5 protein-coding genes are annotated in these 13,981 nt (G+C 75.6%); all 5 read left to right on the top strand.

Annotation, left to right across the window (positions count from 1 at the left end):
• The first annotated feature begins 47 nt into the window (after window positions 1-47).
• The gene (locus ACFFRH_RS43645) at window positions 48-3,980 is read left to right on the top strand and encodes an SDR family NAD(P)-dependent oxidoreductase (protein ID WP_386164046.1); all 3,933 of its coding nucleotides are present in this window, start codon (window positions 48-50) and stop codon (window positions 3,978-3,980) included.
• Between the two features lie 152 nt (window positions 3,981-4,132).
• Window positions 4,133-4,933: an ABC transporter ATP-binding protein gene (locus tag ACFFRH_RS43640; protein ID WP_344745718.1), complete on the top strand. Its 801-nt coding sequence runs from the start codon at window positions 4,133-4,135 to the stop codon at window positions 4,931-4,933.
• Entirely contained in the window at window positions 4,933-7,491 is a 2,559-nt protein-coding gene (locus ACFFRH_RS43635) for an FtsX-like permease family protein (RefSeq protein WP_386164043.1), read from the top strand. The genes ACFFRH_RS43640 and ACFFRH_RS43635 overlap by 1 nt, the downstream gene beginning before the upstream one ends.
• Window positions 7,492-7,889: 398 nt before the next feature.
• Window positions 7,890-9,206 carry an activator-dependent family glycosyltransferase gene (locus tag ACFFRH_RS43630; protein WP_344745716.1) on the top strand — a complete coding sequence of 439 codons (1,317 nt, stop codon included), beginning with the start codon at window positions 7,890-7,892 and terminating at the stop codon, window positions 9,204-9,206.
• A 144-nt stretch (window positions 9,207-9,350) separates the two neighbouring features.
• On the top strand, window positions 9,351-13,981 hold a 4,631-nt coding region (locus ACFFRH_RS43625; RefSeq protein WP_386164041.1), incomplete at its 3' end, for a beta-ketoacyl synthase N-terminal-like domain-containing protein.

Genomic DNA, 13,981 nt, shown 5'->3' with positions numbered 1-13,981 from the left:
GGTCCGGGGCGGTGTTCGTGCCGATGTTGCGGCGTGATCGTGGTGAGGTGTCGGAGCTGGTGGCGGCGCTGGGCGTCCTGCACGCGCGGGGGGTGGCCGTGGACTGGGAGACCTTCTTCACCGACACCGCGAGCGCGGCCGGGGGGAAGGGGCCGCGCCGGGTGGAGCTGCCCACCTACGCCTTCCAGCACCGCCACTACTGGCTGGAGACCGGCGGCCTCACCGGCGACGCGACCGGCCTGGGCCAGGTCTCCGCCGAACACCCCCTCCTGGGCGCGGTGGTGGCGCTGCCCGAGTCCGGCGGCGCCGTGCTGACCGGGCGGGTCTCGCTGAGCAGCCACCCCTGGCTCGCCGACCACACCATCCTGGACAACGTCCTCGTACCGGGCACGGCCTTCGTCGAGCTCGCGGTCCGCGCGGGCACCCAGGTCGGCTGCGAGGTCGTCGAGGAGCTCACCCTGGAGGCCCCGCTGGTCCTCACCGGCAGGGACGGCGTCGCGCTCCAGGCGGTCGTCGGCGGCGCCGACGACTCCGGCCGCCGCCCCCTGTCGCTGTACTCGCGGGCCGGAGCGGGCGACGAGCCGTGGACCCGGCACGCCACCGGTTTCCTCGCCCCCGTGGGAGCTTCGGGGGACTTCGACCTCGCCGCGTGGCCGCCGCCGGGCGCCACCCCCGTCGACCTCACCGGCCTGTACGAACGGCTCGCCGCCGAGGGGGCGGGCTACGGCCCGGCCTTCCAGGGGCTGCGCGCCGCCTGGCGGCGGGACGGCGAGGTGTTCGCCGACGTCGCGCTGCCCGAGCCCGTCGCCGGCGACGCCTCCCTGTTCGGCATCCACCCGGCCCTGCTGGACGCCGCGCTGCACGCCATCGAACTCGGCGGGCAGGCCGCGCCGGACCAGGCGGTCGAGCTGCCGTTCGCCTGGAGCGGCGTCGCGCTGCACGCCACCGGCGCCTCGTCGGTCCGGGTCAGGGTCTCCAGGGACGGTTCCGGCGCCGCCTCGCTCCAGGTGGCCGACGCCACCGGCGCCCCGGTGGTCACCATCGGGTCGCTGGTCATGCGCCCCGTCTCCGGCGACCGGCTCGGCGCCGCCCGCGACACGGTCCGCGAGTCGCTGTACCGGGTGGACTGGACGGCCGTGCCCGCCGTCGCGGGCGGCGGGCAGTGGGCCGTCCTCGGCGCCGAGGACGGCGAGCTGGGCCGGGCCCTGCGCGCCGCCGGGCTCGACGTCACCTTCGCCGACGGTCTCGACGCGCTGCGGGCCATGCCGTCCAGGCCGGGGACCGTGCTGGTCTCCACCTGGCAGGACGGGCCGGGATCGGAGGAGGCCGAGCCCGAGGCGGCGCGCGCCGCGACGCTCCGCGTCCTCGACCTGCTCGGCGCCTGGCTCGCCGACGACCGCCTCGCCGGGACCAGGCTCGCGGTGGTGACGCGCGGCGCGGTCAGGAGCGGGTTCGGCGACGGCCCGCCCGACCTCGCGCAGGCACCCCTGTGGGGTCTCGTCCGCGCGGCGCAGGCGGAGAACCCCGGCCGGTTCCTGCTGGTCGACGTGGACGGCACCGACGCCTCCCACCGCGCGCTGCCCGCCGTACTGGAGGCGGGAGAGCCCGAGCTGGCGCTGCGTGACGGGCAGGCGGTGGCGCCGCGCCTGAGCAGGGCGCGGTCGGCGGGCATGCTGGAGCCACCGGCCGGCGCGCGGGCCTGGCGCCTGGAGGTGACCACGCAGGGCACGCTGGACAACCTGGCGCTGGCCCCGTGCGACGCCGACGAGCGCCCGCTGGAGCCCGGCCAGGTGCGGGTGGCGATCCGCGCCGGCGGCCTGAACTTCCGCGACGTCATGATCACCCTCGGCATGTACCCCGGCAGGGCCGACCTGGGCGCCGACGCCGCCGGGGTGGTCACCGAGGTCGGGCCCGGCGTCACCGGCCTCGCGCCCGGCGACCGCGTGATGGGCCTCGTCGACGCGGGCTTCGGCCCGTACGCGGTGGTCGACCGGCGCATGGTCGTGCCGATCCCCGAGGGCTGGACCTTCGCCGAGGCCGCCGCGGTGCCCGCCGTGTTCGCCACCGCCTACTACGGCCTCGTCGACCTCGCCGGTCTCAAGGCGGGCGAGTCGGTGCTGGTGCACGCGGCGGCCGGCGGCGTCGGCACGGCGGCCGTGCAACTCGCCCGCCACCTGGGCGCCGAGGTGTTCGGCACCGTGAGCGACGGCAAGCGGGACGCGCTGCGGGCCCTGGGCGTCGCCGACGACCGCATCGCCTCCTCCCGGGACCTGGACTTCAAGGGCCGCTTCCTGGAGGCCACCGGCGGGCGCGGCGTCGACGTCGTCCTCAACTCGCTGGCCCGCGAGTTCGTGGACGCCTCCCTGGAACTGCTGCCGCGCGGCGGCCGGTTCGCCGAGATGGGCAAGACCGACGTGCGGTTCGCCGAGGAGGTCGCCGCGGAGCACCCCGGCGTCTCCTACCGGGCCTTCGACCTCTCCGACGCCGGCCCCGACCGGACCGCGGAGATCCTGGCCGAGCTGGTCCGGCTGTTCGAGCGCGGGGTGCTCACCCCGCCGCCGGTCCGCGGCTGGGACGTGCGCCACGCCCCCGAGGCGTTCCGGTTCATGGCGCAGGCCAGGCACGTCGGCAAGCTCGTGCTCACCGTCCCCGTCCCCCTCGACCCCGAGGGCACGGTGCTCGTCACCGGCGGCACCGGCGGGCTCGGCGCCCTCGTCGCGCGGCACCTCGTCACCCGCCACGGCGCCCGCCACCTCCTGCTGGCCGGGCGGCGGGGCATCGAGGCCCCCGGCGCCGAGGGGCTCCGCGACGAGCTGGCCGGGCTGGGAGCCGAGGTCACCGTCGCCGCCTGCGACGTCTCCGACAGGGACGCCCTGACGGCGCTGCTCGCCGGTCTGCCCGCCGCCCACCCGCTCACCGCGGTCGTCCACACGGCCGGGGTCGTGGCCGACGGCGTCGTCGGCTCCCTCACACCCGACCAGGTCGACACCGTCTGGCGGCCGAAGCCCGCTGCCGCCTGGCACCTGCACGAGCTCACCCGCGGCCTCGACCTGTCGGCGTTCGTGCTCTTCTCCTCCTCGGCGGGGACGCTGGACGGCGCCGGGCAGGGCAACTACGCCGCCGCGAACGTCTTCCTGGACGCGCTGGCCGAGCGCAGGAGGGCCGCGGGCCTGCCCGCGGTCTCCCTGGCCTGGGGCATGTGGGCGCCCGAGGTCGGCGGCATGACCGCCCAGCTGGGCGAGGCCGACCTGCGGCGCGTACGGCGCTCCGGCCTGCTGCCGCTGACGGCCGAGACCGGGCTGGCGCTGCTCGACGAGTCGCTCGCCCTCGGCGAGGCCGCCCTGGCCCCGGTCCGGCTGGACCTGGCGGCGCTGCGCTCGCGCTCCGACGCGCCACCGGCGATGCTGCGCGGCCTGGTCGCGGCGAGGACAAGGCGGGTGGCCCGCGAGGCCGCCCCGGCCCCGGCCGAGCAGTCGCTGCAGCAGCGGCTGGAGTCGTTGTCGGCCGCCGGTCGCGACCGCCTGCTGCTGGACCTGGTGCGCACCCACGTCGCCGCCGTCCTGGGCCACGAGGACGGGGACGCCGTCGACGCGCTCAGGCCCTTCAAGGAGCTGGGCTTCGACTCGCTGACCGCGGTGGAGCTGCGCAACCGGCTCGGCGCCGCCACCGGGGTGCGGCTGCCCGCGACGCTCATCTTCGACTACCCGACCCTGGCCTCGGTCGCCGACCACATCAGGACGGAACTGGTCGCCGACGAACCGCCCGCCGCGACGCTGGAGGCGGAACTGGCCAGGCTGGAGCACGCGATGGAGACCGCGGCGCCCGACCCGGCGGAGCACGAGAGGATCGCCGCCCGGCTGCGCGCGCTGACCTCCAGATGGCTGGAGACACGCGGCGGGGAGACGGTGAGGGCGGGCGCGCCCGAGCTGGGCTCGGCGACCGCGGACGAGCTCTTCGACATTCTCGACAGCGAGCTGTGACGGGTTTCGACCTGGGAAGAGCCCCTCGCGCCCCGCGCGAGGGGCTCCTGCCCCGGGACCACCGCGCCCTCACAACCACCCACCGCAGGGATGAGCGTTATGGACCCTCAGACCGATGTGCAGGCCACCGCTCGATGATTACGCTTCGCCTCATGGACACCGAAAGGACGAACACGGAGGGTAAGGGAGTCGACGAGATCGTCAGGCTTGACTCGGTACGGAAGACCTACCGGAGCGGGACGAGCGCCGTCGTCGCGCTGGGCGGTGTGACGATCGGCTGCCCGCGCGGCAGCCTCACCGCGATCATCGGGCCGTCCGGGTCGGGCAAGAGCACGCTGTTGCAGTGCGCGGCCGGCCTCGACCGGCCCACCTCGGGAACGGTTCTCCTGGGCGGCGAGGAGCTGAACGGGCTCGACGAGGCGGCGTTGCTCAAGCTGCGCCGCGACCGGATCGGTTTCATCTTCCAGACGTTCAACCTGCTGCCCGCCCTGGACGTGGAGGAGAACGTCACCCTGCCCCTCACCCTCGCGGGCCGGACCGCCGACCCCTCGCTGCTCGTCGACGTGATGCGCAGGGTGGGGCTCGTCGACTACATGCGCCACCGGCCCTTCGAGCTGTCCGCCGGCCAGCGCCAGCGGGTCGCCGTGGCCCGCGCCCTGGTCACCCGTCGCGAGGTGATCTTCGCCGACGAGCCGACCGGGGGGCTGGACGCCCGCGCCACCGACGAGGTTCTCGGCCTGCTCCAGGAGGCGGTGCGCGAGAGCGGGCAGACGGTCCTGATGGCGAGCCACGACCCCCTCGTCGCCTCCTACGCCGACCGCGTCGTCTTCCTCTCCGGCGGGCGCGTCGTCGACGAGCTGAACCTCCCGGTGGACAGGGCGGTGATCCAGCGGATGACCCACCTCGGCATCTGGGACAGGCCGCCCGGCACCGACGGGGGGAACCCGAGCTGATGTGGCGCCTCGCCCTGCGCACGCTGGCCTTCCGCAAGGACGCCTTCGCCGCGCTGTTCACCGCGATGTTCCTCGGCGCCGTGATCATCTCGGCCGCGGGGGCGCTGATGGAGACCGGTGTCCGCGAGGTCGTGCCGCCCCAGCGCCTGGCCGGGGCCCCGATCGTGATAGCCGGCGACCCCTCCTACGCGCTGCCCAAGGCCGACCCCCGTGACGACGACACCGACTGGACGCGCCTGACCGAGCGCGTCCGGCTCGACACCGCCCTGCTCGACACGGTGCGGGCCGTTCCCGGGGTGGCCGGGGTCGTCGGCGACCTGTCGTTCCCCGCCACCGTCCTTGGGGGGGAGCGGCCCGCCGGCACCGGGCACGACTGGAGCTCCGCCGTGCTCGCGCCGTACGAGCTGAGGGCGGGCACGGCACCGGCCGGGCCCGGCGACGTGGTGCTCGACGCCGTGCTGGCCGGGCGCTCCGGCGCGCGGCCGGGCGACCGCGTCGAGGTCGCGGTCGGCGGCGTCGCGGAGACCTACCGGGTGACCGGCGTCGCCGCGCCCGCGGGCGGCCGCGTGATCGCCGGGGCGGCGATGTTCTTCTCCGCGCCCGACGCGCGGCGGCTGGCGGGCCACCCGGGCATGGTCGACGCCGCCGCCGTCCTGCCCGCGCCGGGGACCGGCACCGAGGCGCTCCGGCCCCGTGTCCAGGCCGCGCTGCGCGGCCAGGCGGCGGTGGTCCTGACCGGGGACGACCGGGGGATCGCCGAGTTCCCGAGCGGAAGGGAGGGCGGCGAGAACCTCGTCGTCATCTCCGGGGTGACCGCCGGGGTGACGCTCATGGTCACCGTGCTCGTCATGGCGGGCACCCTGACCATGTCGGTCGGGCACCGCGGGCGGGAGATGGCGCTGCTGAGGGGGATGGGCACGCCCCCGGCGCGGATCCGCCGCATGGTGTTCGGCGAGTCGATGACGGTCTCGGCGGTCGCCGTCGTGCCGGGCTGCCTGCTCGGCCCCTATCTCGGCCACCGGCTGTTCCTGCGGCTGGTCGACGACGGGGTGGTCCCCGGGGTGATGCCCTTCCAGCAGGGCTGGATCCCCGTCCTGGCCGCCGCCGTCACGTGCCTGCTCGCCGCCGCGGCCGCGACGTTCCTCCCGGCCAGGCGGGCGTCGCTCGTCCCGGTCGTCGACAGGCCCGCGGACGCCGTGTTCCAGGGCCGCCGGCTCGGCCCGGTACGGTCGGGGGTCGCCCTGCTCTGCCTCGTCGGGGGTGCCGCGCTCGCCGTCTCGGCGGCGGTGACGCCCCGCCCGCCCGCGGTGAGCGCCGTCTTCCTCGCCGTGTTCACCCTGGCCGTGGGACTGACCCTCGCCGCCCCCCGCATGACGAGCGTGATGACCGAGATGCTCCGCCACCCCGTGCGCGCGGTCTTCGGCCAGACGGGGCACCTCGCGATCCTCAACGCCAGGGCGCGGACCGTCAGGGTGGCCGCCGCGACCACGCCCATCATGCTCATCACCGGGATCGCCCTGTCCAACGTCTACCTGCAGACGACCCCCGCCGACGCGGCCGAGCGCGCGTACGTCAGGAGCCTGCGCGCCGACGCCGTGCTCACCGCGGAGAGCGGCGGGCTGGCCGGCGGGCTGCTCGACCGGGTCCGGTCGACGCCGGGCGTCGCGGCGGCCTCGGAGTTCGTCACCGGCACCGCGTTCCTGGAGAGCCCCTACGACACCTGGCAGAGCGAGGACGGCTGGCCGGTCCAGGGGGTCACCGCGGAGGCCGCCGAGCACGTCACGGCGTTCAGGCTCACCGCCGGCACGCTCGCCGAGCTGCGTGGCCACACCGTCGCGCTGGCCGACGGGCACGCCAGGCAGCTCGGCCTGGGCCTCGGCGACACGGCCGGGATACGCCTGGGCGACGGGCGCGTGGTCGGCCTGAAGGTGGTCGCGCTGCTCGCGGCGAAGCCGGGCGCCGAGACGATCCTGATGCCCGCGCGGCTGCTGGCGTCGCACACCACGGCCGGCCTGCCGCCCCAGATCCTCGTGCGCGCCGCCTCGGCCGCCGACGTCCCCCGGGTGACGGCCGCGCTGGCCGGGTCGGTCAGGGCCGTGCCGGGGCTGCGGGTGACCGACGCCGGAGTGCTGTCCTCGGTGGGCACCGAGCGGCAGCGGACGCGGGGGTGGGTCGACTGCCTGTTCATCGGCACGATGCTCGCCTTCGTCGTGATCTCGGTGATCAGCACCCAGGCGGCCGGCGCGGCGCGGCGGCGCAGGGAGTTCGGGCTGCAGCGGCTGGTCGGCTCCAGCCGGTGGCAGATCCTGCGGATGATGGGCATCGAGGGCGTCCTGGTCGCCGTCATCGGCGTCGTGGTCGGCACGGTGGTCTTCGTGCCCGCCCTGCTGCCCTTCACCATCGCCGTCAGCGGCTCCCCGCTGCCCTCGGGGCCGGTGTGGCTCTACGTCATCGTGATCTGCTCCGCGGGGCTGTCGGCGCTCATGGGAGCCCTGTCGCCCGCCTGGGTCGCCACCCGCTCGCGTCCCGTCGTGGCCGCCCGTCCCGCCGACCCGTAGACCGGCCCGTAGGGGGAGACCCCTCCCGCGCCGGGGCGCCCCCTCTGGGGAGGCGCCCCGGCGCGTTTTCGCGTGCTCCCACACGCCCTGACCTGGCCGTGCCGCCCCGGTGGCGGCGCCGCCGCGAGGCCGGGTCCCCGCCTTCCCTCAGGGGCGGCTGAGGGGTGCGCTAGGGGTCGGTTTCACCGTAGGGGCGTAGGTAGCGTGCTCATTGATTCAGCGTGGAAAACGGTGGACGGAAACGGCCGGACCTGCTTTTCCGGCCGTAACGGACGGGCCAGCTTTTCCGGCCGTTCCGGAAACCGTGAAACGCCGCCGCGAGGTACGAGAGCGAATCCGCCGGCCCCGCGGCAGGCATCTGATAGATCGTGCGGCTTGATCATTCGGAGGAAGTCTTCATGCGTGTCCTGTTCACCATGCACGCCGCTGCCGCCCATCTCTTCCTCGTGGTGCCGATCGCGTGGGCGATGAGGGCGGCGGGCCACGAGGTCGTCGTCGCCGTCCAGCCGGACATCGTCGACGACGTGACCAGGACCGGTCTGACCGCGGTACCGGTGGGGGAGCCGTCCAACATCGCCGAGCGGCTGGCGAGCATCCCCGCCGACCAGCAGATCTTCGGCTCCGGCTACGACATCGCCGAGGAGCGGCCCGAGGTCCTCACCTACGAGTACGTGCGCGACTGCATGGCCGCCTTCGCCTCGCCCCTGGCGCTGGACCTCATCACCGACGAGTCCATGTACGACGACATGGTCGCCTTCTGCCGGGAGTGGCGGCCCGACCTGGTGGTCTGGGACTCGATCACCTTCCCGGGGCCGGTCGCGGCCCGCGCCTGCGGCGCCGCGCAGGTCCGCTCGACCTTCGGCAGGGACCACTGGGGGCGGATGCGCTCGCTGTTCCTGCGGATGAGGGCGGAGCGGCCCGAGGCCCTCGGCGAGGACCCGGTGGCCGACTGGGTCACCGCCAAGCTGGCCAGGTACGGCTGCGCGTTCGACGAGGACGTCATCCTGGGACAGGCCACCATCGACTCGATGCCGGTCTGGACGCGCTTCCCCGTCGAGCACGACTACCTGCCCGTCCGCTACGTCCCCTACAACGGCCCGGCCGTCGTCCCCGACTGGCTGCGGGCGAAGGGCCCCGGGCGCCCCAGGGTCTGCTTCACCCTCGGGGTGTCCGGCCGCGACATGTGGGGCGGCAACGGCAGCATCGGGGCCGCCGACCTGTTCGAGGCCGTCGCCGACCTCGACGTCGAGGTGGTCGCGACCCTGAACGCCGACCAGCTCGACCCGGACCTGAAGGTGCCCGACAACGTGAGGATCGTCGACTACGTCCCGCTCAACTCGCTGCTGCCCACCTGCGCGGCGATCGTCCACCACGGTGGCACCGGGACGTTCGGCACCTCGATGGCGCACGGCGTGCCGCAGCTCGTCGTCCCCGCGCGGCTCTACGACGAGGGCGGCATGGCCCGGCAGGTGGCCGAGGAGGGCGCGGGCCTGGTCGTCCAGCCGGAGGAGCTCTCGACGCGAACGCTCCGGGAGAACCTCCTGAGGCTGCTCGGGGAGCCGTCGTTCCGGGAGAACGCCGACCGGATCAGGCGCGTGGCCGAGGCCACCCCGGCGCCGCACGACCTCGTGGGCGACCTGGAGAAGCTGGTCGCCCGCCACCGGGCGGAGACCGGCGCGCCTGCCGCGCCTGCCGCGCCTGCCGCGGCCGGCTGAACCTCCCCTCCCGCGCGACGCCGATTCACCGGCATGCCGAACGCGGGCCGCCCCACGACGGGGCGCCCGTGCCCATATCGCCTCAGCCCGCGGTGCGCGGCGCGACCGGATGAGGCCCCCGAACGGTTGGACAGGGGTGACGTGGTGGAGAACGAAGGCAAACTTCTCGACTATCTCCGGCGGGCGACCGCCGACCTGCGGGAGGTCCGTCAGAGGCTGAAGGACGCCGAGCGCAGGGAGACCGAGCCCATCGCCATCGTCGGGATGAGCTGCCGGTTCCCCGGCGGCGCCGACACCCCGGAGGCGCTGTGGCGGCTGCTGGCCGAGGGCGGTGACGCCATCTCGTCCTTCCCCGACGACCGCGGCTGGGACGTCGAGGACCTCTACGACCCCGACCCCGACCGTCCGGGCAAGAGCTACACGCGCTCCGGCGGGTTCCTCTACGACGCCGCGCGGTTCGACCCGGCCTTCTTCGGGATCAGCCCGCGCGAGGCCGTGGCGATGGACCCGCAGCAGCGGCTGCTGCTGGAGACCGCGTGGGAGGCGTTCGAGGACGCCGGCATCGACCCGGTGTCCGCGCGGGGCACCGCCGTCGGCGTCTACACCGGCGTCATCTACCACGACTACGGCTCCCGGGCCCGGGTCGTCCCCGACGACCTCGGCGGCTACATCGGCAACGGCAGCGACGGCAGCGTCGCCTCCGGGCGGGTGGCCTACGTCCTGGGCCTGGAGGGCCCCGCGGTCTCGGTGGACACCGCGTGCTCCTCGTCCCTGGTCGCGCTCCACCTGGGGGTCCAGGCGCTGCGCCAGGGGGAGTGCGCGATGGTCCTGGCCGGGGGCGTGACGGTGATGTCCACCCCGAACACCTTCGTCGAGTTCAGCCGCCAGCGCGGCCTGTCCGCGGACGGCCGGTGCAAGGCCTTCGCCGCCGCCGCGGACGGCACCGGCTGGGGCGAGGGCGCGGGCATGCTCCTGCTGGAACGCCTCTCCGACGCCCGGCGCGCGGGACACCCCGTGCTGGCGGTCATCCGCGGTTCGGCGATCAACCAGGACGGCGCGAGCAGCGGGCTGACCGCGCCGAACGGCCCCGCCCAGCAGCGGGTCATCCGCCAGGCCCTGGCCAACGCGCGCCTGTCCGCCGCCCAGGTCGACGCGGTCGAGGCGCACGGCACCGGCACCGGCCTGGGCGACCCGATCGAGGCCCAGGCGCTGCTCGCCACGTACGGGCGGGAACGCCCCGAGGGCAGGCCGCTGCGGCTGGGCTCGATCAAGTCGAACATCGGCCACACCCAGGGCGCCGCGGGCGTCGCCGGGGTGATCAAGATGGTGCTGGCGATGCGGCACGGCGTGCTGCCCCGCACCCTGCACGTGGACGCGCCCTCGCCGCACGTCGACTGGTCGGCCGGCGACGTCGAGCTGCTCACAGCCGCCGAGCCATGGGAGGCCGGCGGTGCCCCGCGCAGGGCCGGTGTCTCCTCCTTCGGCGTCAGCGGCACCAACGCGCACGTCATCCTGGAGGAGGCCCCGCCGCCCGCGCCGGAGACCGCCGACGGCGCAGACGGCACGGATGGCGCGGCCGGCGTTCTCGGCGCCTTCGGCGACGGTTCCGGGGCCGGTTCCGGCCCCGCGCCGGTGGTGCCCTGGGTGATCTCCGGCAAGGGCGAGGGGGCGCTGCGGGCCCAGGCCGAACGCCTCGCGGCCCACGTGGACGCGGACGCCGGGCTGTCGCCGGTCGACGTCGGCCACGCCGCCGTCGCCTCCCGTACGGCCTTCTCGCACCGCGCCGTGGTGGTCGGCGCCGGCCGCGACGAGCTGCTGGCGGGCGTGCGCGCCGTCGCCGGGGACGAGGCCGCGCCGAACGTCGTGCGCGGCGTCGCGGCCCCGGACCCGAGGGTGGTGTTCGTCTTCCCCGGGCAGGGGGCGGCGTGGGCGGGCATGGCCGTCGAGCTGATGGACTCCTCCCCGGTGTTCGCCGCCCGGATGGCCGAGTGCGCCGACGCGCTCGCGACCTTCGTCGACTGGAAGCTCGTGGAGGTGCTGCGCGGCGAGCCCGGCGCGCCGCCGCTGGGACGGGTGGACGTGGTCCAGCCCGCGCTGTGGGCCGTCATGGTCTCGCTGGCGGAGCTGTGGCGCTCCTACGGGGTCGAGCCCGACGCCGTCGTCGGCCACTCGCAGGGCGAGGTCGCCGCCGCCTGCGTGGCGGGCGCGCTGTCGCTGGAGGACGGCGCCCGGGTGGTCGCGCTCCGCAGCCTCGCCATCGGCGAGGAGCTGTCCGGCCAGGGGGAGATGATGGCGGTCGCGCTCCCGGCCGACCGGATGCGGGAACGGCTCACCCCCTGGGGAGACCGGGTGGCGGTGGCCGTGGTGAACGGCCCCGGCTCCGTGGTGCTCGCCGGTGAGACGGAGGCCCTGGACGAGCTGCTGGAGCAGCTGCTCGCCGACGACGTCCGCGCCAGGAAGATCCCGGTCGACTACCCGTCGCACTCGGCGTACGTGGAGCCGCTCAGGGAGCGGATCCTGGCCGACCTGGAGGGCGTCACGCCCCGGTCGGTCGAGGTGCCCTTCTACTCCACGGTCACCGGCGAGCCGATCGACACCGCGGGGCTGGACGCCGGTTACTGGTACACCAACCTCAGGCGGCAGGTGCGCTTCGACGAGGCCACCCGCGCGCTGGTGCGGGAGGGGTACGGGCTGTTCGTCGAGATCGGCCCGCACCCGGTGCTCACCGTGGGCGTCCAGGAGACCGTGGAGGCTGTGGGTGGCACCGCGGTCGCCGTCGGCTCCCTGCGCCGCGACGACGGCGGGATGAACCGGTTCGTCACCTCGATGGCCGAGGCGTACGCGCACGGGGCGCCGGTGAACTGGGAGCCGCTGTTCGCCCCCCACGGCCCCCGGCCGGTGAGGCTTCCCACGTACGCCTTCCAGCGCGAGCGGTACTGGCTGGACGCCACCGACGCGGTCGACCTGGCGTCCACCGGCCTGACCGCGGCCGGCCACCCGCTGCTCGGCGCGGCGGTGACGCTGGCGGGCACCGGCGGGGTCCTGCTGACCGGGCGGCTGTCGACGCGCTCGCACCCGTGGCTCGCCGACCACGCCGTGGCGGGCACGGTGCTGCTGCCGGGTACGGCGTTCGTGGAGCTGGCGGTGCGCGCCGGTGACCAGGTGGGGTGCGGGGTGGTGGACGAGCTGACGCTGGAGGCGCCGCTGGTGCTGACAGGTGGCGGCGGAGTCCAGGTGCAGGTGTCGGTGGGCGCTCCGGACGAGACGGGCAGGCGCCCGGTCGCGGTCCACTCCCGCCCGGAGCACGCCGGAGCCTCCGGAGCCGCTGCGGACGCCGGGGACCTCGGGGACGACGCGGACGAGCCCTGGACCCGGCACGCGACCGGCTTCCTCGTCGCCGAGGCCGCCGAGACCGCCGGGCTTCCCGCCGAACCCTTCGACCTGGCCGCGTGGCCTCCCGCCGGTACGACGGCGGTGGACCTGGACGGCCTGTACGAGCGGCTGGCGGGCCAGGGGTACGAGTACGGCCCGGTGTTCCAGGGGTTGCGGGCGGCGTGGCGGCGGGGCGACGAGATCTTCGCCGAGGTCGCCCTGCCCGAGGACGCGCGCAGGGAGGCCGGGAGGTTCGGCCTGCACCCGGCGCTGCTGGACGCGGCCCTGCACGCCGAGTCGCTGCTGGACACCGGATCGGGCGAGGTGAGCCTGCCGTTCTCCTGGTCCGGGGTCTCCCTGCACGCCGAGGGCGCCGCCGCGCTGAGGGTGCACCTGTCACCCACCGGTGCCGACACGGTCTCGCTCCGGCTGGCGGACGTCTCGGGGAGCCCCGTGGCCTCCGTGGAGTCCCTGCTGTCACGCCCCCTCCCGGCGAACCGGCTGCCCACGGCGGCCGACACCCGCCGCGACTCGCTGTACCGGGTGGACTGGACGGCGCTGCCGCCCGTCGAGATCCCCGCCGGGCACCGGTACGCGGTGCTGGGCGCCGACGGGACCGGGCTGGCCGACGCCCTGCGCGCGGCCGGTGTGGTGGCCGAGGGGTTCGAGGACCTGGCGGCGCTGGCGGGGTCGGGGGTGGTTCCCGACCTGGTGTTCGTCTCCTTCGGGTCTTCCGATGACGGGGATGTCGTGGAGGGGGTGCGGTCGGCGACGCATCGGGCGCTGGCGGTGGTGCGGGAGTGGCTGGCCGAGGAGCGGTTCGGGTCGGCGCGGCTCGTCGTGGTGACCCGGGGCGCGGCCGCCGTGCACGGCGGTGACGTCACCGACCTGGCGGGCGCCGCGGCCCTCGGCCTGCTCCGCGCGGCCCAGGCGGAGAACCCCGGCCGCGTCGTGCTGGCCGACCTCGACGAGGGTCCCGTCGCGGGTGCCGCGCTGCTCGCCGCGACGGCCGCGGACGAGCCGCAGACGGCCGTCCGGGAGGGCAGGGTGTGGGCGCCGCGCCTGGCGCGGGCCGCGTCCGGTGGTGGCCTGGTGCCTCCGGCGGGGGTGGCCGAGTGGCGGCTGGACGCGCCGGTCAAGGGAAGCCTGGCGGACCTGACGCTGGTCCCGCACCCCGCCTCCGGCCGGGCGCTGGAGCCCGGCGAGGTGCGGATCTCCGTCCGCGCCGCCGGGATGAACTTCCGCGACGTCGTCGTGGCGCTCGGCATGGTGCCCGAGCGCGACGTGCCGATGGGAGGCGAGGGCTCCGGCGTGGTGCTGGAGGTCGGGGAAGGGGTGGCGGACCTGGCGCCGGGTGACCGGGTGTTCGGCCTGCTGGACGGGGCGTTCGGGCCGGTCGGGGT

Origin of the sequence: Streptosporangium vulgare (genome assembly GCF_042428775.1) — a bacterium.
GTDB classification, from domain to species: Bacteria; Actinomycetota; Actinomycetes; order Streptosporangiales; family Streptosporangiaceae; genus Streptosporangium; species Streptosporangium vulgare.
Note: the sequence above shows the minus strand (reverse complement) of the source record. Positions and strands in the feature narration are given on the sequence as shown.

What these genes read in the sequence shown, in the direction of transcription:
- ACFFRH_RS43635 (WP_386164043.1), top strand. Translation starts at nt 4,933, where the DNA reads ATGTGGCGCCTCGCCCTGCGCACGCTGGCCTTCCGCAAGGACGCCTTC.
- ACFFRH_RS43630 (WP_344745716.1), top strand. Translation starts at nt 7,890, where the DNA reads ATGCGTGTCCTGTTCACCATGCACGCCGCTGCCGCCCATCTCTTCCTC.
- ACFFRH_RS43640 (WP_344745718.1), top strand. Translation starts at nt 4,133, where the DNA reads ATGGACACCGAAAGGACGAACACGGAGGGTAAGGGAGTCGACGAGATC.